The sequence below is a fragment of the Thermomonas sp. genome (assembly GCF_020850895.1).
In the GTDB taxonomy this organism is placed as follows: Bacteria; Pseudomonadota; Gammaproteobacteria; order Xanthomonadales; family Xanthomonadaceae; genus Thermomonas.
This window is the reverse complement of sequence record NZ_JADZDS010000013.1, coordinates 1-18,726: the sequence shown is the minus strand read 5'-3', so window position 1 is coordinate 18,726 and position 18,726 is coordinate 1. Positions and strand designations below refer to the sequence as shown.

At 65.5% G+C, this 18,726-nt stretch carries 17 protein-coding genes and 3 pseudogenes; 16 read left to right on the top strand and 4 right to left on the bottom strand.

Features of this window, described 5'->3' with window-relative positions; translation table 11 throughout:
- Positions 1-394: hypothetical protein (locus IT472_RS01645; RefSeq protein ID WP_297177386.1), on the bottom strand; the 394-nt coding region annotated here is incomplete at its 3' end.
- Between the two features lie 379 nt (positions 395-773).
- Between IT472_RS01645 and IT472_RS01640 the strand changes: the two genes are divergently transcribed.
- The 4 genes and pseudogenes from IT472_RS01640 to IT472_RS01625 all read left to right on the top strand — a co-directional run bounded on the left by IT472_RS01640 (position 774) and on the right by IT472_RS01625 (position 3,611).
- Positions 774-1,229 (top strand): hypothetical protein, encoded by a 456-nt coding sequence (locus IT472_RS01640; RefSeq protein ID WP_297177383.1) that lies wholly within the window; start codon positions 774-776, stop codon positions 1,227-1,229.
- 192 nt (positions 1,230-1,421) lie between these two features.
- On the top strand, positions 1,422-2,504 hold the full coding sequence (locus tag IT472_RS01635; protein WP_297177381.1) for a hypothetical protein: 1,083 nt from the start codon (positions 1,422-1,424) through the stop codon (positions 2,502-2,504).
- A 10-nt stretch (positions 2,505-2,514) separates the two neighbouring features.
- Positions 2,515-2,841, top strand: a pseudogene (locus tag IT472_RS01630) (type VI secretion system ATPase TssH); the annotation flags it as partial.
- Positions 2,841-3,611, top strand: a complete 771-nt coding sequence (locus IT472_RS01625; RefSeq protein WP_297177378.1) for a helical backbone metal receptor — start codon at positions 2,841-2,843, stop codon at positions 3,609-3,611. The pseudogene IT472_RS01630 and the gene IT472_RS01625, both read left to right, overlap by 1 nt.
- A gap of 73 nt (positions 3,612-3,684) precedes the next feature.
- Here IT472_RS01625 and IT472_RS01620 read toward each other — a convergent pair.
- Both IT472_RS01620 and ybaL read right to left on the bottom strand, forming a co-directional pair.
- Positions 3,685-3,987: pseudogene (locus IT472_RS01620) on the bottom strand (PLP-dependent transferase); the annotation flags it as partial.
- Positions 3,988-4,009: 22 nt separating this feature from the next.
- A complete protein-coding gene (gene ybaL / locus IT472_RS01615) occupies positions 4,010-5,710 on the bottom strand; it encodes a YbaL family putative K(+) efflux transporter (RefSeq protein ID WP_297177375.1) in 1,701 nt (566 codons plus the stop codon).
- Positions 5,711-6,000: 290 nt separating this feature from the next.
- Between ybaL and IT472_RS01610 the strand changes: the two genes are divergently transcribed.
- The 4 genes from IT472_RS01610 to IT472_RS01595 all read left to right on the top strand — a co-directional run bounded on the left by IT472_RS01610 (position 6,001) and on the right by IT472_RS01595 (position 10,723).
- Positions 6,001-7,860 carry an ATP-binding cassette domain-containing protein gene (locus tag IT472_RS01610; RefSeq protein ID WP_297177372.1) on the top strand — a complete coding sequence of 620 codons (1,860 nt, stop codon included), beginning with the start codon at positions 6,001-6,003 and terminating at the stop codon, positions 7,858-7,860.
- A 69-nt stretch (positions 7,861-7,929) separates the two neighbouring features.
- Entirely contained in the window at positions 7,930-8,265 is a 336-nt protein-coding gene (locus tag IT472_RS01605) for a zinc ribbon domain-containing protein (protein ID WP_297177369.1), read from the top strand.
- A gap of 58 nt (positions 8,266-8,323) precedes the next feature.
- A complete protein-coding gene (gene aspS / locus IT472_RS01600) occupies positions 8,324-10,084 on the top strand; it encodes an aspartate--tRNA ligase (RefSeq protein ID WP_297177366.1) in 1,761 nt (586 codons plus the stop codon).
- Positions 10,085-10,201: 117 nt separating this feature from the next.
- The gene (locus IT472_RS01595) at positions 10,202-10,723 is read left to right on the top strand and encodes a GNAT family N-acetyltransferase (protein ID WP_297177363.1); all 522 of its coding nucleotides are present in this window, start codon (positions 10,202-10,204) and stop codon (positions 10,721-10,723) included.
- A gap of 6 nt (positions 10,724-10,729) precedes the next feature.
- On the opposite strand, the gene IT472_RS01590 is transcribed toward IT472_RS01595, so the two are convergent.
- Positions 10,730-11,878 (bottom strand): metallophosphoesterase, encoded by a 1,149-nt coding sequence (locus tag IT472_RS01590; RefSeq protein ID WP_297177360.1) that lies wholly within the window; start codon positions 11,876-11,878, stop codon positions 10,730-10,732.
- Between the two features lie 76 nt (positions 11,879-11,954).
- Here IT472_RS01590 and IT472_RS01585 point away from each other — a divergent pair, with 76 nt between their 5' ends.
- The 8 genes and pseudogenes from IT472_RS01585 to IT472_RS01550 all read left to right on the top strand — a co-directional run.
- On the top strand, positions 11,955-12,590 hold the full coding sequence (locus IT472_RS01585) for an alpha/beta fold hydrolase (RefSeq protein WP_297177357.1): 636 nt from the start codon (positions 11,955-11,957) through the stop codon (positions 12,588-12,590).
- A gap of 33 nt (positions 12,591-12,623) precedes the next feature.
- Entirely contained in the window at positions 12,624-13,343 is a 720-nt protein-coding gene (locus IT472_RS01580; RefSeq protein WP_297177354.1) for a YebC/PmpR family DNA-binding transcriptional regulator, read from the top strand.
- Between the two features lie 70 nt (positions 13,344-13,413).
- Positions 13,414-13,950 carry a crossover junction endodeoxyribonuclease RuvC gene (ruvC, locus tag IT472_RS01575; RefSeq protein ID WP_297177389.1) on the top strand — a complete coding sequence of 179 codons (537 nt, stop codon included), beginning with the start codon at positions 13,414-13,416 and terminating at the stop codon, positions 13,948-13,950.
- On the top strand, positions 13,947-14,534 hold the full coding sequence (gene ruvA, locus IT472_RS01570; RefSeq protein WP_297177351.1) for a Holliday junction branch migration protein RuvA: 588 nt from the start codon (positions 13,947-13,949) through the stop codon (positions 14,532-14,534). Before ruvC ends, ruvA begins: the two co-directional genes overlap by 4 nt.
- A gap of 32 nt (positions 14,535-14,566) precedes the next feature.
- On the top strand, positions 14,567-16,504 hold the full coding sequence (locus IT472_RS01565) for a potassium transporter Kup (protein WP_297177347.1): 1,938 nt from the start codon (positions 14,567-14,569) through the stop codon (positions 16,502-16,504).
- A gap of 255 nt (positions 16,505-16,759) precedes the next feature.
- Positions 16,760-17,824, top strand: a complete 1,065-nt coding sequence (gene ruvB, locus IT472_RS01560; protein WP_297177344.1) for a Holliday junction branch migration DNA helicase RuvB — start codon at positions 16,760-16,762, stop codon at positions 17,822-17,824.
- Positions 17,821-18,267 (top strand): tol-pal system-associated acyl-CoA thioesterase, encoded by a 447-nt coding sequence (ybgC, locus tag IT472_RS01555; protein WP_297177341.1) that lies wholly within the window; start codon positions 17,821-17,823, stop codon positions 18,265-18,267. The genes ruvB and ybgC overlap by 4 nt, the downstream gene beginning before the upstream one ends.
- Positions 18,267-18,726 (top strand): annotated as a pseudogene (locus IT472_RS01550) (protein TolQ); the annotation flags it as partial. The gene ybgC and the pseudogene IT472_RS01550, both read left to right, overlap by 1 nt.

Genomic DNA, 18,726 nt, shown 5'->3' with positions numbered 1-18,726 from the left:
GCAGCCCCTTCGCCGGCGCATGCGCTTGCGCCACGCGGAACTCCAGCATCAGCTGGACCTGCGCATTGCCGACCATCACCGGGCGCTCGCGCAGTTGCATCCAGCCCCACACCGCCGTGGCCAGCAGTGCCACCAGCAGCATCACTCCCAGCGCGCCCTGGCCCAGTCGTACGGCCCAAGTGCCGGGTTCTCCGCCGCGGGCATACAACACCAGCCCCAGGCCCAGACCCAGCAGTGCGCCCAGCAGTGCCATGCCCACGACGAAGTACCCCACCGCACCCTCGCGCGAGGTCATGTTCGTCAGGTTGGCATATGCGGCGCCGGCCAGTCCCAGCACCACCGTGCCAGCAGCCGCGCCACCCAGCGCCCAGATCAGGCCCATCAGCAACTTCATGCCGGCATCGTGCCTGTCGCCTCCGCCCTAGGCAAGCCGCTGCGACAGTCCGAACACCGATGCGGGTGCCCGGTTCGCCCACGGCGCCGAGCTGCCGTCCGGCTGCTGCTGCCGGGAATTCGTGGGAAAAGACTGCGCATGGCCAAGCTGCGAGGCCCCGCAACACTGAAATTCAACGTGTGGACGTCCGAATCCTTGCCCGAGCAACACCCAGGCTGTCCCTTGTTCGACCCGCACCTACCCGGTAGGCTGCCAGAAAACAGCGATTGGATTTCCTCTCCCCAGTGCTGGGTCCTCTGCGCGAACTGGACAAGTGGATCCGGCTGGTTCGGGCCATCCATGCAGGAACATGCCACAGGCCGATTCGAGGAGCATGGGCTTGAGTATCAAGTACCACTTCACATTCGAGCCGAACTGGTGCCACGCTCCGCTTGCGTTCTGGGTGCATGTGCCGGTCGACGCGGCCTCGGGGCAGTTCGAACCACCGGCGCCGACTGCGATCGCGCACAGGGGCTTTGCTGTTCTGCATGTCTTGTTCGACCGGCATGAGCTCGTGTTCAGCTCGCCCGAACAGCTCGACCACTTCATCGATGTGCTGGCAAGAAAGCCGTTGCCGACGTCGCGGCAGCTGTCGGCGCGTCGGGGAACCTCAATGGGGCCGAATGGCCATTGGCTCAGTCGTCTGCCGGCGGCGTTGAAGAGGCCTCGCGTTCGCGCCCGGCTGGTGCAGGCATTGGGGAATCTTCGGGCACAGGTGGTTGGTGTGGTGCCCGAGCCGCAAGTTGACGAGGCCCGGAAGCGGTTTCGCTTCACGGTGACTTTCCCCGCGAGGTGATGTGGGTTGCGGGTTCATTGCGATGGCTCGGTCATCGGGCTTGCCGATCTGCGAAACAGGCGTACTCCTGATGGCCACGCTGCCGCCGCTAGCCGCACGGGTCCGCAGTGGGCATACTGACACAGGGGACGGCGTGCGACTTGGGAGGGCTCGATCAATGACAGGCAGGTTTTCTTGCCGAAGCGGGGCGCGTTGAACGCCGCCCCGCGCTCGCCTCTGGTCACTGTGCTGGCCTGGCTGCTGATGCTGGGCAGCGGCCTGCTGCTGCCGATCAGTTTCATCTCCGCGCTGATGTTGCTGGTGGGCAGCCACGGCACGGCGAGCGCGACCGTGGGCGGGGTGCTGCTGATCGTGTTCGCGCCGGCGGCGACCCTGCTGGCGGGCTTCGGCCTGTGGCGGCGCTGGCGCTGGGCCTGGGTCTATGTGTTGCTGCTGGCGTTGGCCGTCCTCGTCGTGCAGATCGTCGGCTGGTGGCGCGGGCCGACGCCGCAATACAGCTACGTCTCGGCGAGCGGCGTGCTGAACACCGTGTCCGCTTCGGAAGCCCAGTATTCGCCGCTGCTGATCCTGGTCAGCGGTGTCGTGTTGGTACTGCTGTCGCTGCCGCGTGTGCGCGCGGAATTTTTCACCGCCCGTTCCGCGGCACCGGCCGTGAAAGGACCCGTGGCGCAACCCCCGGATGTTCCGACTGCGAAAGATGCGATCGCCGCCGCCCGTGGCTGGCGCGTCGGGCATCAGGGTCGCGATCGCATGTATTACGAGGAGCGCCGCGACGGCGCTTGGCAACGCCTCGACATCGAGGGCGAGATGTTGATGGGCGAGGCGCATCACGCCGTGTACTTGGCCTCGCCGGACCGTTGGCGACACTATCCGGACTGGGCGCGCGAACGCCGCGAGGAGATCGTCGCGCGCATCCGCAGCGAGTTCCGCGAACCCGACTATGTCTATGGCGGCGAGTTGGGCGGTGCGCCGCCGGTTGCGCGAGCGAGTGTGCGCAATCCTTCTCGGCACGATGGCCAGCGCTCGACGAACTGGCTGACGGTGGCCCTGCTGCTGGCGTTGGCAGCCGGCATGGCCTGGCTGATCTGGAGCGGCCTGGGCAGCGGCGAAACCCGGTTGCCGGTGAAGTATTTCGGTGCCCGCCGCACCGTCACGCGCCTCGCCGACCCGGCGATGTACTGGACGGCCCTCGGTCTGTACGCCGCCCTCGGCGTCGGTGCGCTGGGCCTGCTTGGCTGGGGCTGGCGCGCCGCGCGCAGCGACCGATCATCGTAGGCCTGATGATAGGCCCGAGTTCATCAACCGGCCGGACGACATCGTGGTATTCCATCCGCTGATCAAAACCCAGATCAAGCGGATCGACCGCATCCAACTGCGCGCATTGGAAAAGCGACGTGCCGAACGCGGCATCCGCATTGAACTCTCCGACAAGGCGTTCGACCTGCTCGGCAATGTCGGCTTCGACCCGGTCAACGGTGCCCGTCCGCTCATGCGCGCCATCCAGCAGCAGTTGGAAAACCCGCTGGCGCAGGAGATCCTGGCCGGTCGGTTTGGCAATGGCGATGGGGTGCAGGTGGACGCAGTGGGCGGCAAACCGGTGTTCGTGACGTGATGCGCGTCTTCTCCCACACCTGCTCCAACACCGAGATTGTTTGCGCGCTGGGTTGCGCGCCGATGCTGGTGGGCGTGGATGCCGATTCCGACTATCCGCCGGAGGTGGTGGCGGGCTTGCCGAAAACCGGGCGCGATCTGGATCTGGATATCGATGCGGTCTTGGCGCTATCGCCCGATCTGGTGCTGACCTCGCTGACCGTGCCGGGGCATGAGCGGGTGGTGGCGGCGCTGTGCGAGGCGGGCTTGCAGGTCTTGGTCTGCGATCCACTGTCGCTGGCGGATGCGTATGCCGACATCCTGCGGATTGCCGATGTGCTGGGCGTGCCGGAACGTGGGCGCGCACTGGTGGATGAAATGGATGCGGCGATGCCGACGGTGGCCGTTAAGGGCGATCGTCCCAAGGTGCTGGTGGAATGGTGGCCCAAGCCCGTGATCGCACCCGCGCGGCAGTCGTGGGTGACGGATTTGATCCAGCGTGCCGGGGGCAGAAACCCGTGGGGCGAAGTCGATGCCAAGAGCGTGCCGATGGAGCATGCCACCGCCGCTGCGGCTGCACCGGATGTTATCGTGATAAGCTGGTGCGGGGTGAAGGAAGCCAATTACCGCAGCGAGGTGGTGCGCCAGCGCGAAGGATGGAACGCCCTGCCCGCCGTCGCCCGCGACCGCATCCATGCGATTTCGGAAGCGTATCTCGGCCGCCCCGGCCCGCGCCTGGTGGAAGGCTATTCCCGGCTGCGCGAAGCCATCGCCGCGGCCAGCGCCGCCTGAAGGCCAAGGCAATGAACAAGTCCCTCCTGGACGTGTCAGCACGCGCTGCGTCCGGTGCATGCTTGAAGAAGGTGTAAGTGCCGCCGTACACCTGCGCGGTGGCGACGCTGTTCTCGCCGGCCTTGGCCAGCGACTGCACGGTGGCGGTGATGGCCGCCATGCCCGAGGCAAACGCCAGCCCCGCGATCCCGCCTTCAAGCGGGGCGACGCGCTGCTCCAGCACGTCGGTGGTCGGGTTCATGATCCGGGTATAGATATTGCCGGGCACCTTGAGGTCGAACAGATCGGCGCCGTGCTGGGTGTCGTCGAAATAGAAGCGGGTGGTCTGGTAGATGTGGACGGCGACCGAATGGGTTTGCGGGTGAAATTCGGCCATGACGGCATGACGTGGGCAGCGCTCAGACCGGCTGCACCCCGGGTTGGGTGCGCAGCGCCCGCCACGGCGGCATCGCCAGCACCATGTCGCGCAGGGCAAAGGCCAGCTCACGCTCTGCCAGCATCGCGGCATCCGCACCGTGCGCCAGCAGATGCCTGACTTCGACTTCGCTGTGCGCACGCGCCAACACGCTCAGGTTCGGGCTGATCGCCTTGAGTTTGGCGATCACTTCGCCGGCTTCCAGTGCTTGCGGGATGGCGACGATGGCCAAATTGGCCGTTGCCGGGCGGGTGGCGGCGATCACCTGTTCGGCAGCGGCGTTGCCGCGGACCGTCAGCAGCCCGGTGGCGCGTGCCGCGATGACGCGGTCGGGATCGGTCTCCACCAGCACCAGCGGGATGTCGCGTTCCTGCAGCAGCCGACAGAGCTCGCGCCCTACGCGCCCATAACCAATGACAATGGCGTGTCCGGAAAAATCCGCCGGCACCTGCGAGTAGGGCTCCGGAGCGGCGACCGGTGCGGCGGAGTTGTCTTCGCGCTGGCGCTTTTGCCAAGCGTCGATCCAGGCGAACAGGAATGGATTGAGGATGATGGACAGCAGTGCCCCGCCGAGGACCAGGCCGTAGACTTCGGCCGTGAGCATGCCGCGGCTGAGGCCGAGGCCGGCCAGGATGAAGGAGAACTCGCCGATCTGCGCGAGGCAAGCGGCGAGCGTCAGCGCATTGCGTTTACCGTTGCCGAACATCTTCATCAGGACGAAACCGGCGCCGGCGTTGCCCAGCACGATCAGGCCCAGGGTGGCGAGCAGCCACAGCGGGTGCTCGAGCAACACCACCGGGTTGAACAACATCCCCACCGACACGAAAAACAGCACCGCGAACGCATCGCGCATCGGCAGCGAATCGGCGGCTGCGCGGTGGCTGAGCTCGGATTCATTGAGCAGCATGCCGGCGAAGAACGCGCCCAATGCGAAGCTGACATCGAACAGGGCGGCCGCGCCGAAGGCCACGCCCAGCGCGATGGCCAGGACACCCAAGGTGAACAATTCGCGCGAACCCAGACCGGCCACGTATTCGAGCAGCTTGGGGATCACGCGGCGCCCAACCAGCAGCATCACGGCAACAAAGGCGGCCACCTTCATCAGGGTCCAGGCCAGCGGCCAGGCAAGCGAAGACAGGCCAGGTACCGCGCCACCTGCCGTAGGCGCTGGCAGGGCGGGCACCAGCACGAGCACCAGCACCATGACCAGATCCTGCATGACCAGCCAGCCAATGGCAGTGCGGCCACGGGCGCTGTCGATGAGCAGGCGTTCTTCCAGCGCGCGCATCACCACCACCGTGCTGGCAGCCGACAGGCAGATGCCGAACACCAGCGCGGTGATCAGCGGCCAGCCGAGCAACAGGCCAAATCCGCAACCGAGCGCAGTGGTGAAGGCGATTTGCAGCAATGCCCCGGGGATGACGGTGCGTTTGACTTCGAACAGATCACGCAGCGAAAAATGCAGCCCCACTCCGAACATCAACAGGATCACACCGATTTCGGCAAGCTGGGGCGCCAGCGTCTGGTCACCGACGAAACCCGGGGTGAACGGCCCGGCAATCACCCCGGCCAGCAGATAGCCCACCAAAGGTGACAAGCGCAGCCGTTGCGCAAGCAGCCCCAGCAGGAAGGCCACCACGAAGCCGAGGCATAGCAGCACGAGGAGTGATGTGTTGTGCGGCATGCAGGCTCCGGGTCAAGTGCCTCCATCTTCGCATGAGTCGTTGCGGCTACCGGCGTCACGGTTGGCGCGCGGTGCAGGCGGATCCAATCGATGAAACTCGACGCTTTCCATGGATGAGATCGCCATGTCCACACCTCCCTGTGCCACGCGCTGTCGCGCACGATTGCCTGGGAGATGTACAAACTGGCGCGTCCGAGCGCGGTGGTGCCGGCGGATGTGCCGAAACCCGATCTGGAGCCGGGGCACTGAATTCCGCCGAACGGCGCGGCAGGGGCTAAAATCGCCGCCCCATGATCTCCTTCCGCAATTTCGCCCTCCGTCGCGGCGAACGTCTCCTGCTGTCCAATGTCGACCTGGCCCTGCACGCCGGCTATCGGGTGGGCGTGATCGGCCGCAATGGCGCCGGCAAGTCTTCGCTGTTCGCCGCCCTGATGGGCGAGGTTGAGCCGGACAAGGGCGATATCGATTTGCCCGGCAAGGCGCGGATTGCTTCGGTGGCGCAGGAAACCCCGCACCTGCCGGACCCGGCGAACGACTTCGTGCTGTCCGGCGATGCCGCGGTGCACGCGGCGATCCAGATGGAGGCCAATGCGTTTGCCAACGAAGATTGGGAAGCCGTGGCCGAGGCGCACCAGAAACTGGAAGAGGTGGGCGGCTACGACGGCGCCGCACGTGCGGGCCGCTTGCTGCACGGGCTGGGCTTCCCCGCCGAGGTGCATGAAAAGGCGGTGGCGGATTTCTCCGGCGGCTGGCGGGTGCGGCTGAACGTGGCGCGTGCGCTGATGACGCCCTCGGACCTGCTGCTGCTGGACGAACCGACCAACCACCTCGACCTCGACGCCGTGGTCTGGCTGGAGGAATGGTTACGCCGCTACGACGGCACCTTGCTGGTGATTTCGCACGACCGCGAATTCCTCGACAACGTCACCACCCACATCCTGCATCTGCACGACGGCACCGCCAAGCTCTACGTCGGCAACTACACCGCGTTCGAGCGTCAGCGCGCCGAGCACCTGCGCCAGCAGCAGATCGCGCACGAGAAGGAGCAGGCCGAGCGCGCCCACCTGCAGAGCTTCATCGACCGCTTCAAGGCCAAGGCCAGCAAGGCGCGGCAGGCGCAGTCACGGATGAAGCGGCTGGCCAAGCTGGCCGGCACCGAGGCGATCCGCGTCGAACGTGGCGTCAGCATCCAACTGCCAGCACCGCTGCGCTTGCCCAATTCGCTGCTGTCGCTGCGCGATGCCGATTGCGGCTATGGCGCGGAGGCCACCATCCTGCGCAATGTCGGTTTCGGGCTGGAAGCGGGCGACCGCATCGGCCTGCTCGGCGTCAACGGCGCGGGCAAGTCGACCCTGGTGAAAACCTTGGTGGGCGAGCTGTCGCCGCTGTCCGGCGAACGCGTCGCGCACCCGGATCTGCGGATCGGCTATTTCGCCCAGCACACGGTGGAATCGCTGGTGGCCGGCACCTCGCCGATCGACCACTTGAAGGAACTTTCGCCGAACACCGCGACCCAGGAGTTCCGCAATTTCCTTGGCGGCTGGCAGTTCCCGGGCGATCGTGCTTTCGAGGTGATCGACAATTTTTCCGGTGGCGAGAAAGCGCGGCTGGCACTGGCGCTGCTGGCTTGGAACAAGCCCAACCTGCTGCTGCTGGACGAACCCACCAACCATCTGGATCTGGAAATGCGCGAGGCCTTGGCCGAGGCGCTGAGTGATTTTGATGGCGCCATCGTGATGGTCAGCCATGACCGCCACCTGATCGGTCTGGTGTGCGACGAATACTGGCGCGTGCACGACGGCATCGTCGAGCCCTTCGATGGCGACCTCGACGACTATGCGGCCTGGCTGCGTTCCCGCCCAGGCAGTGACAACCCCAAGACCCCGGCGCCCAACAAAGCCCCGAAAGTTGCCCCGCCTGCGCCGGTTGTGGTCGCGCCAAACAAGCAGAAACTCAACCCGCATAAATTGCAGAAAGCCGAAGAGCGCGTGGCGCGGCTGGAGGGGAAACTCGCCGACTGTGCGGCACAGCTCAATGACCCCGCGGTGTATGCCGATGCCGGCAAGGTGGCCGATCTGGGCCGTCAGCAGATGCAGTTGCGTGCAGAGTTGGACGCGGCCGAGGCCGACTTGCTGGCGCTGTACGACTGAGCCTGCACTTGAATTTGATGCGCTTCGGCGCAACCTCCGTCCTGATTTTCCAGTTTTCGAGTTCGTCCGATGCCGATTTACGCCTTCGCCTGTGCTGCTTGCGGGCATCATTTCGATAAATTGCAGAAACTTTCCGACGCGGATCCCGCCACCTGTCCGTCCTGCGGGGCGGAAGGCCAGGTCCATCGCCAACTGACCGCACCGCAATTCCGGCTGGCCGGTGGCGGCTGGTACGAGACCGATTTCAAGAAGGACGGCGAGAAGAAGAGCAATCTGGCCGGGGATGCGGCCAAGCCGGCCGAGGCCAAGCCCAGCGAGACCAAGGAAACGTCCAAGACCGGCGACACAAAGCCGGCCGAGAGCAAGCCTGCCAGCAATGCACCAGCGGCGAAGCAGGCCGACTGAACGGGTTAAAATACTCGGCTTGCCGGCGCCCAGCCGGTTCCCGTGTCCCGGAGTCCCCATGCGTAGCCATTTCTGCGGCCTGATCGACGAAACGTTGATCGGCCAGACCGTGACCCTGTGCGGCTGGGTCGATGTCGCCCGCAACTTGGGCCATTTCGTGTTCATCGACCTGCGCGACCACGAGGGCATCGTGCAGATCGTGGCCGAACCGGTCGACGTTGCAGGCAATGCCGAGGTCATGGCCGTGGCCGCCAAGGTCGGCTACGAGGATTGCCTGCGCATCACCGGCGTGGTGCGCCGCCGCGAGTCGGTCAACACCAAGATCCAAACCGGCCAAGTGGAGATCGTGGCCACGCGCATCGATCTGCTCAACAAGGCCGAGCCGCTGCCGTTCCATCACCACGAGAACCCGGGTGAGGACGTGCGCCTGAAGTATCGCTATCTGGACCTGCGCAGCCCCGACATGCAGCGCAAGATGCGCACGCGGACGAAGCTCGTATCGGCGCTGCGGCATTATCTGGATGCGCGTGGTTTCCAGGACATCGAAACTCCGATCCTGACCAAGGCCACCCCGGAAGGTGCACGCGACTTCCTGGTGCCGGCACGCATGCATCCGGGCGAGTTCTACGCGCTGCCGCAGAGTCCGCAGCTGTTCAAGCAGATCCTGATGATGGCGGGCTTCGACCGCTACTACCAGATCGCGCGCTGCTTCCGCGACGAAGCGCTGCGCGCCGACCGTCAGCTGGAATTCACCCAGCTCGACATGGAGTTTGCGTGGGTGGGTGAGCGCGACGTGCAGGATCTCACCGAGGACATGGTGCGGCATGTGTTCAAGGAGGTGATCGACGTCGAACTCGACGCACGCTTCCCGCGCCTGACCTATGCCGAAGCCATGCGCCGCTTCGGATCCGACAAGCCCGACCTGCGCATCGCGCTGGAACTGGTGGACGTGGCCGAACAGGTGAAGGGCTGTGAATTCGCGGTGTTCACCGCCGCTGCCAATGACCCCGACGGGCGCGTAGCCGCGCTGCGCATTCCCGGTGGCGCGGCACTGTCGCGCAAGCAGATCGACGACTACGCCGCGCACGCCGCCAAGTTCGGGGCCAAGGGCCTGGCCTACGCCAAGATCGACGAGGCCGGCGCGGTCAATTCGCCGGTGGCCAAATTCTTCGCCGAGGGCGCGTTCGACGCGCTGCTGGCGCAGCTTGGCGCGGGCAAGGGCGATATCGTGTTCTTCGGCGCCGGTGCTTACAACAAGGTGTCCGACTTCATGGGCGCGGTGCGGCTCAAGGCCGGCAAGGATTTCAACCTGATTGCCGACGGTTGGGCGCCGCTGTGGGTGACCGACTTCCCGATGTTCGAGTGGGATGCCGAGGAAAACCGCTATGTGGCCCTGCATCACCCGTTCACCGCGCCGGCGGTGGATTCCATCGATGACCTGCGCGCCAATGCGAAAGCTGCGGTCAGCCGTGGCTACGACATGGTGCTGAACGGCAACGAGATCGGCGGTGGTTCGATCCGCATCCACAATTCGCAGATGCAGTCGGCTGTGTTCGACCTGCTCGGCATCGGCGAGGAAGAGCAGCGCGGCAAGTTCGGCTTCCTGCTGGATGCACTCAAATACGGCGCCCCGCCGCACGGCGGGATTGCGTTTGGCATCGACCGCATCGCCGCGCTGATGGCCGGCTGCGACTCGATCCGCGACGTGATCGCCTTCCCCAAGACCACCAGCGCGCAGTGTTTGATGACCGATGCGCCGTCGCCGATTGCCGACGCGCAGTTGGCCGAGGTGCATGTGCAGGTGCGGGGCGTCGAATGACGGGCGCCGCCGGGCACTGCTTCCCGACGCGTGCGAACATCCTGTTCGACGCGTCGCCGCGGGCCATCCATGGCCCGCTCTACGCAGTGTCCCGACACCGTCCGTCCATGGGGTGATATGGCTAGCATCCGCCGCGCCGTGCCCGCCGACGCCGCCGTGCTGGCAGAGCTTGGCACTGCCACGTTTGTCGAAACCTTCGGCCATCTCTACGCGCCGACGGATTTGCAAGCCTTTCTCGAAGAAAGTCACAGCATCGCGGCGTATGAACAGGTGCTGGCGGACGCTTCCGGCTACGCACTGTGGATTGCCGAATGCGATGGCCGTGCCATCGGCTATGCACAGGCCGGGCCCTGCGGCCTGCCGCATACTGACGTGCGGCCAGAGGACGGCGAGATCAAACGCCTGTACCTGCGTCGCGAGGCGCAGAGCGGCGGCGTTGGCCGCGCCCTGATGGATGCGGCAATGGCTTGGCTGCTGCACGATGGCCCGCGCACGCTGTGGCTCAGCGTGTGGTCGGAGAACTTCGGCGCGCAGCGGTTCTATGCCCGCTATGGTTTCGCGTTCGTCGGCGAATACGAATTCATCGTGGGCGACCAGCGTGATCGCGAGTTTATCTATCGACGGGTGGCTCAGGCCTGAGCCCGCTCAATCCGGATCGTCAGGCACGTCCGTCAAGGTCGGCAATGGCTCGCGCGAGCCATCCATCAGCCCGCGACTTAGCACGTCGCCTTCTATGAACAACAATTGCCCGGCCTTGCCGCGTTTGATCCCGCTGTCGATAGCGATCACCTTGCCGTCGTGAAAACTGGCGACTTCACCGATGGTGGTGTGGCCCACCACGATTCGTGTCACACCCAGTTGTGCGACGAGTGCCTTGACTTGCTCAGTGGCCAGCGCGCCGTTGAAATAGCCGCGGTACCAGATCGGGCTGGTCTTGCCGTTGTACAACCGGTTGAGCGCAGGATCGGCCCTGACCTGCGCTTTCGGGGTGCCCAGCGAAGCGTCGTAGGCAGCATTGGTGGCGGCCATGTTCGCCACCAGATCGATGTTTTCCGGCGCGATGCCGCCATGCAGGAACAGATTGCCGCCCAGTTTCAGCATCGCTGGACGCGTGCGCAGCCACTGCCCGAGCACGCTGTCCTTGCCGTAGACGTCGGGATAGCCGCGACCGAGCAGGCTGGCGATGGCCTTGTACTTCGGGTTGAGGTAGCGCAGGTCGTCGTACAGCACGATGGCTTCGTGGTTGCCGAGCAGGACGTGCACGGCGCCACCTGCATTGGCAGCCTGTTGCTGCAAGGAGAACAGCAGCCAAAAGGCTTCCGTTACCTGAGGCCCGCGGTCGAACACGTCGCCCGCTATCACCAGATGATCGCGCCCGGCCGCCCAGCGGTCCTGCGCGTCGATCACGCCATTGGCACGCAGCAGCCGTCGCATCACGCCGTACTGGCCGTGGATGTCGGACAGCGCGATGATCCGCGCGCCCGGTGCCAGTGGCACGGCATCCGAGGGCATCTGTGCCGGAATGGTCAGCGGATGCGGGTAGCCGCAGCGTGGCGCGACCGTGGTGGCCCTGTGTTCGCGCAGTGAGACGTGCTCGAGCTTGCCGGAGCAGACCCAGTAGGCGTCCAGCCAGCCCGCGTTGCTGCGGAACAGGTAGGGGCCATCGTCCTGCGCGGGCGCCTGCGCGCTCGTCGCGGGCATGCCCGCAGCAGGTGCGCTGGCCTGCGCGTGGCAATTCGATGCCAGCAGCAGTGCTGGCATGGCAAGTATTCGCAGCAAGGAAAGCATCAACATGCACCGATCCGATGTGAGGTGCTGTCGGTCATTGCCGAGCGCAGCAACGACATGGAGGGTCTATTATCCTGCCGACATGACCTCCCGCATCGTGCTCGTACACGGCGTGTTGAATGCCAGGACCTGGCTGTGGCCGATGGCAGCGCGTCTGCGCGGGCAGGGGTTCAGGGTGTCCCTGTTCGGATATTCCAGCCTGTGGGAAGGGCCTGGCGGTGCCGTTCCGAGGCTGATCGAGACGATCCGCGCGGCGCGGGCCGATGCCCTGCTTGGCCATAGCCTGGGCGGCTTGCTGGCGCTGGAGGCCGTGCAGCAGGCGCCTGACCTGCCGGTGGCGCGCGTGGTCTGCCTGGGCTCGCCGCTGCGCGGCAGCGAAACCGCGCGCCGGGTGGCGGAGCGGGCATGGGCGCGGCCGTTCCTGGGGCGCAGCGCCACCTTGCTGCAGACGGGCATGGCCGACTGGCGTGGCAATGCCGAGGTCGGCGTGGTGGCTGGCGATGCGCCGCGTGGCGCGGGTTGTTTCTTTGCGCATTTCCAGGAGCCCTCCGATGGCACGGTGGCGCTGGCCGAAACCCGGTTGCCGTGGTTGGCCGACCATGTCGTCCTGCCCTGCAGCCATTCCGGGCTGGTGTTGTCCCGACAAGCCGTGACCCAGGCCACGCGTTTTCTGCGCCATGGGAGGTTCCACCACGACGCGGAAATGAAAGTCGTATAATTCTCGGCTTGCCTTGAATCAGGGGATTCCACCATGGGGCGTGGACCTTCCATCGAAGCCCGCAAGAATGCGCAGGATGCGCAGCGCGGCAAGATGTTCACCAAGATCATCCGCGAGATCTCCGTGTCGGTGCGCGCCAGCGGCAGCGATCCGCACGGCAATCCGCGCCTGCGCGCGGCGATCGACAAGGGCCTTGACGTCAACATGAGCAAGGACGTGATCGAACGTGCGATCAAGAAGGCCTCCGGCGAGCTGGAAGGCGTCACCTACGAGGAAATCCGCTACGAAGGCTATGCGCCGGGCGGCGTCGCGGTGATCGTCGATTGCCTGACCGACAACCGCGTGCGCACGGTGGCCGATGTCCGCCATGCCTTCGGCAAGTTCGGTGGCAACCTCGGCACCGAAGGTTCGGTCGCCTTCATGTTCCACAAGGTTGGCGTGCTCAGCTACGGCGCCGGTGCGGACGAGGAAAAGATCACCGAAGCGGCGATCGAAGGCGGCGCCGATGACATCGTCGCCTATCCGGAGGATGGTGCGGTCGATGTGCTGACGTCGGCCGAGGCCTTTGCCGAGGTCAAGGCGGCGATGGAGGCGGCAGGGCTTGCGCCCGGGTTTGCGGAGGTGACCATGCGCGCCGACAACGACACCGCCGTCGATGGCGAGACCGCCGAGCAGGTGCAGAAGCTCCTGAACTGGCTGAACGAGCTGGATGACGTGCAGAACGTCTATTCCAACGCCACCGGTCTCGGCTGATCTCCAGCCGACTGCATTGGCGAACGCCATGCTTGTGCAATCTTCCATGATCGAGCGTGCCGAACCCGGCATGACGCGCGTGCTGGGGATCGACCCCGGTTCGCAGCGCACCGGTGTCGGCATCATCGACGTGTGCGCCGACGGCAAGCTCGTGCATGTGCACCACCAGCCGCTGGTGTTGCTGGATGCGGAATCCTTCCCGCTGCGCCTGCGCAAGCTGCTCGACGAACTCTGGGGATTGATCGCGCGTTTCGTGCCGGATGAAGTGGCCATCGAGCAGGTGTTCCTCTCGAACAATGCGATGAGTGCGCTCAAACTCGGCCAGGCCCGTGGCGCGGCGATTGCCGCCTGCGTGGCACGCGACCTGCCGGTGAGCGAATACGCGGCCAAGGAAATCAAGCTTGGCATCGTCGGCAGCGGTGGCGCCGACAAGAAACAGGTGCAGCACATGGTGGGCGTCATGCTCGGCTTGCAAGGCAAACTGCAATCGGATGCGGCCGACGCACTGGCGGTGGCGATCACCCATGCGCATGTGCGTGCCAGCGCGGATCGGCTTGGCGTGGCGACGCGCGCGGCCTGGGGACGCAAGCGGGGGAGCGGACGATGATCGGCCGGCTGAAGGGCATCCTGATCCACAAGGCACCCCCGGCGTTGGTCGTCGACGTGCATGGCGTGGGCTACGAGCTGGACGCACCCATGAGCACGTTCTACGACCTGCCGGATGTCGGACGCGAAGTGTTCCTGTTCACCCACTACGCGCAGAAGGAAGACAGCGTCGCGCTGTACGGATTCCTGCGCGAGTCCGAGCGCAGGCTGTTCCGCGATCTGCAGAAGGTCAGCGGCGTTGGCGCCAAGATTGCACTCGCGGTGCTATCGGGGGTGTCGGTGGACGAATTCGCGCGCTTGCTGCACGCCGGAGACAGTGCCGCGCTGACCCGCATCCCCGGCATCGGCAAGAAGACCGCCGAGCGCATGGTGCTTGAACTGCGTGATCGCGCCACCGATTTCGCGACCGGCCAGGGCGGCGGCACTGCGGCATCTCCGGGCGAGCCACTCACCGAAGCCATCACCGCCTTGCAGGCATTGGGCTACAAGCCCGCCGAAGCCGAACGGATGGCGAAGAAAGCCGCTGGTGCCGGCGACGAAGCACCCACCATCATCCGCAAGGCGCTGCAGGCGGCGCTGAGATAGAGCGGCCGAGCCAGAACTCCTGAATTGATGACATGAACACGACCCCCACATCGCCGCCAGCGCCGGAGGCGAATCGCGCTGACTCCACGCAGTCGCATGCGCCACAAGGCGCGGGACTGGCGCTGGTCGTTGGCGCCATCGGCGTGGTGTTCGGCGACATCGGCACCAGCCCGCTGTACACCCTGAAAGAAGCGTTTTCCCCGCATTACGGGCTCGGCAACGACCACGACACCGTGCTCGGGGTGCTGTCGCTGGCTTTCTGGGCGCTGAACATCGTGGTCACACTCAAATATGTCACCGTGATCATGCGCGCCGACAACAACGGCGAGGGCGGCATCATGGCGCTGATGGCGTTGGCACAGCGCACCCTGCGCGACAACAAGCGGTTGATCTATATCGTGGGTTTGCTCGGGATCTTCGGTGCGTCGCTGTTCTTCGGGGATGGCGTGATCACCCCGGCGATCACCGTGCTCGGCGCGGTGGAGGGCCTGCAGGTCGCTGCACCCGGGCTGAGCCACTTCGTGGTGCCAATCGCCCTGCTGGTGTTGGCAGCGCTGTTTTCTGCCCAGCGATTCGGCACCGAGCGGGTGGGGCGGGTTTTCGGGCCGGTGATGGTGATCTGGTTCGCCGCGCTCGCCGTGATCGGGATATGGAACATCATCGCCACGCCCGAGGTGCTCAAGGCGCTCAACCCCTGGTGGGCCATCCATTTCTTCGTGCGCCACGGCGCGCATGGCATTTTCATCTTCGGGGCAGTGGTGCTGGCGGTGACAGGTGGCGAGGCCTTGTATGCGGACATGGGGCATTTCGGTGCCAAACCCATCCGGCAGGCTTGGTATTTCTTCGCGTTGCCAAGCCTGGTGCTGAATTACCTGGGTCAGGGCGCTTTGGTGCTGCGTCATCCGACGGCCATCGAGAACCCGTTCTTCGAGGCGGTGCCGCAGTGGGCGCTGTACCCGATGATCGGCCTTGCGACTCTGGCGGCGGTGATCGCCAGTCAGTCGGTGATCAGTGGTGCCTATTCGGTGTCGCGCCAGGCCATGCAACTGGGTTACATCCCCCGGATGCGGATCAAGCACACGTCCAGCGACACCATCGGGCAGATCTACATCCCGGCCATCAACTGGGGGTTGGCGGTGATGGTGTTCGGGCTGGTGCTGGCGTTCCGGAGTTCCACCAACCTTGCGGTCGCTTACGGGATTTCCGTTTCGGCGACGATGCTGATCGATACCCTGCTGCTGGCGCTGGTGGCACACACGCTGTGGCCGCGCGCGCGTGTCTGGATCCGGCTGCTATGCCTCGGGTTCATGAGTATTGATCTTGCCTTCGTGATCGCCAACGGCAGCAAGCTGATGCAGGGCGCCTGGTTCCCGGTGGCGCTGGGGATCGTGCTGTTCACGATGATGCAGACGTGGCGGCGCGGGCGCGAATTGCTGACCGAGGAAATCCGCAAGGAGGGCATCAAGCCCGATACCTTCCTGCCCGGCCTGATGCTGGCACCTCCAACTCGGGTGCCTGGAACGGCGGTGTTCCTGACGTCCGACCCGGGTGTGGTTCCGCATGCGCTGTTGCACAACCTGAAGCACAACAAGGTGCTGCACGAGTGCAATGTGTTCCTGACCGTGAAGACGCTGGATATACCTTACGTGGGCAAGGATGCGCGCCTGCAGGTCGAGCCGATCGCGGGCAGGGATTTCTACCGGGTGATCGTGCGCTATGGCTTCATGGAGCCGCCGGACGTGCCGCTGGCGTTGATGCGTAGCCCCGACCATGGCGAATTGACCTTCAATCCGATGGACACCACCTATTTCACCAGTCGCGAGCTGGTGGTTGCGGGGCGCCGCAAGGGCATGGCGGTGTGGCGCGATCGTCTGTTCGCCTTCATGCATCGCAATGCCGCCCCGGCGACCAATTTCCTGCGTATTCCCGGCAACCGCCTGGTGGAGTTGGGTGCACAGGTGGAGATTTAGTTCCATATCGAACCATCGGGCATCCTGCCGCGAGGCTCGATCCGCGCGACGCGGAGTGAATCCGCGCCGCGCTTGCGCCGGGCGACGCGCCCGGCGTCGGCACATCCCTGTGCCGAACGTGCGTTCGTCATCGAACCATCGGGCATCCTGCCGTGAGGTTCGATCCGCGCGACGGGGTGAGTATCCGCGGCGCGCTGCGCCGGACAGGGTTCGCGCGTGTCGTTCGAAGGCGCCAATCTCGGCGATAATCCCCCCATGAGCGACCCCCGCATCATCGCCCCCGGCGCGACCCGCGACGACGAGGCCGACGAGGCCAGCATCCGCCCCAGGCGCCTTGCCGAGTACCTCGGCCAGCAGCCGGTGCGCGAGCAGATGCAGATCTACATCGAGGCGGCCAAGGGCCGCGGTGAGGCGCTCGACCACGTGCTGATCTTCGGCCCGCCCGGGCTCGGTAAGACCACGCTGTCGCATGTCATCGCCAATGAGCTGGGGGTGAACCTGCGGGTGACCTCCGGCCCGGTGATCGAGAAAGCCGGTGACCTCGCGGCGCTGCTGACCAACCTGCAGCCGCACGATGTGTTGTTCATCGACGAGATCCACCGGCTGTCGCCGCTGGTCGAGGAAATCCTCTACCCGGCGATGGAGGATTTCCAGATCGACATCATGATCGGCGACGGCCCGGCGGCGCGTTCGATCAAGCTCGACCTGCCGCCGTTCACCCTGATCGGCGCGACGACTCGAGCCGGCTTGCTGACCGCGCCGCTGCGTGACCGCTTCGGTATCGTCCAGCGGCTGGAGTTCTATTCGCCCGAGGAGCTGGCGCGGATCGTGCGGCGCTCGGCGCAGATCCTCGGCATCGCCTGCGATGGCGAGGGCGCGGGTGAATTGGCGCGGCGTTCGCGGGGCACCCCGCGGATTGCCAATCGGCTGCTGCGACGGGTGCGTGATTACGCGCAGGTCAAGGGCGATGGCCGGATCGAAGCCGGGATCGCGCGCGCCGCGATGGACATGCTGAAAGTCGATCCCGAGGGCTTCGACGAACTCGACCGGCGCATGCTCGGCATCATCATCGACGCCTTCGACGGCGGCCCGGTGGGGGTGGAATCGCTGGCCGCAGCACTGTCGGAAGAGCGCGGCACCCTGGAAGACGTGATCGAGCCCTACCTGATCCAACAGGGCTTCCTCGTGCGCACCGCGCGCGGGCGGATGGCGACGGCCAAGGCCTATCGTCATCTCGGATTCAAGCCGAAACGGGATTCGGGATTCGGGATTCGGGATTCGCAAGAGCTGTTCGATGATCCGCAGGACGAGCGCCCTTGATCTCCCAATCCCGAATCCCGAATCCCGAATCCCCGCCCTTCCACTGGCCGGTGCGCGTCTATTGGGAAGACACCGATGCCGGCGGGGTGGTCTATCACGCGCAGTATCTGGCCTTCATGGAGCGCGCCCGCAGTGAGTGGCTGCGCGGGCTGGGCGTCGAGCAGACGACGCTGCGCGAGGTCGAGGACCTGGTGTTCGTGGTGCGCGCGATGGAGCTCGACTTCCGCGCCCCGGCGCGGCTGGATGATCAGCTTCAGGTCAGCGTGCGTCTGCTGGAATGCCGGGGTGCCAGTTTCAGCTTGGCACAGCGAATCGAACGCGACGGCGTCTTGCTGGTCGAAGGCAAGGTCAGGATCGCGGCGGTGCGTGCTTCCGATTTCCGTCCCTGTCCCATTGTTGAATCCCTGCTGGCGCGGCTGCGGCCGCAGATGGAGTCGCCTTGATGCTTGCGTTGACCTTGTTGCAACCCGTGCCACAGGCACTTCCGGACGCTGCACCCGTCGATGCGGTCGCGCTCGCCAATGGCGCTGCCCCCGCCGCCGCGGCGCATGCCGACAAGGGTCTCGACATCCTCGGCCTGGTCCTGCACGCCAGCCTGCCGGTGCAGTTCGTGTTGCTGCTGCTGTTGCTGGCGTCGATTTCTTCCTGGGTCATTATCTTGCGCAAGAAGCGCCTGCTGGACCGCGCCGAGCGCGAGGCCGACCAGTTCGAAGGCGCGTTCTGGTCCGGCACCGAGTTGTCGCGGCTGTATGCCGCGGCCACCGAGCGCAACCGCGACATCGAAGGCTTGGAGGCGATCTTCGAGTCCGGCATGCGCGAGTTCAACCGGATCAGCCAGCGCCGTGGCGTGGATTCGAGGATGCAGGTTGAGGGCGCCCAGCGCGGCATGCGTGCAACCACGT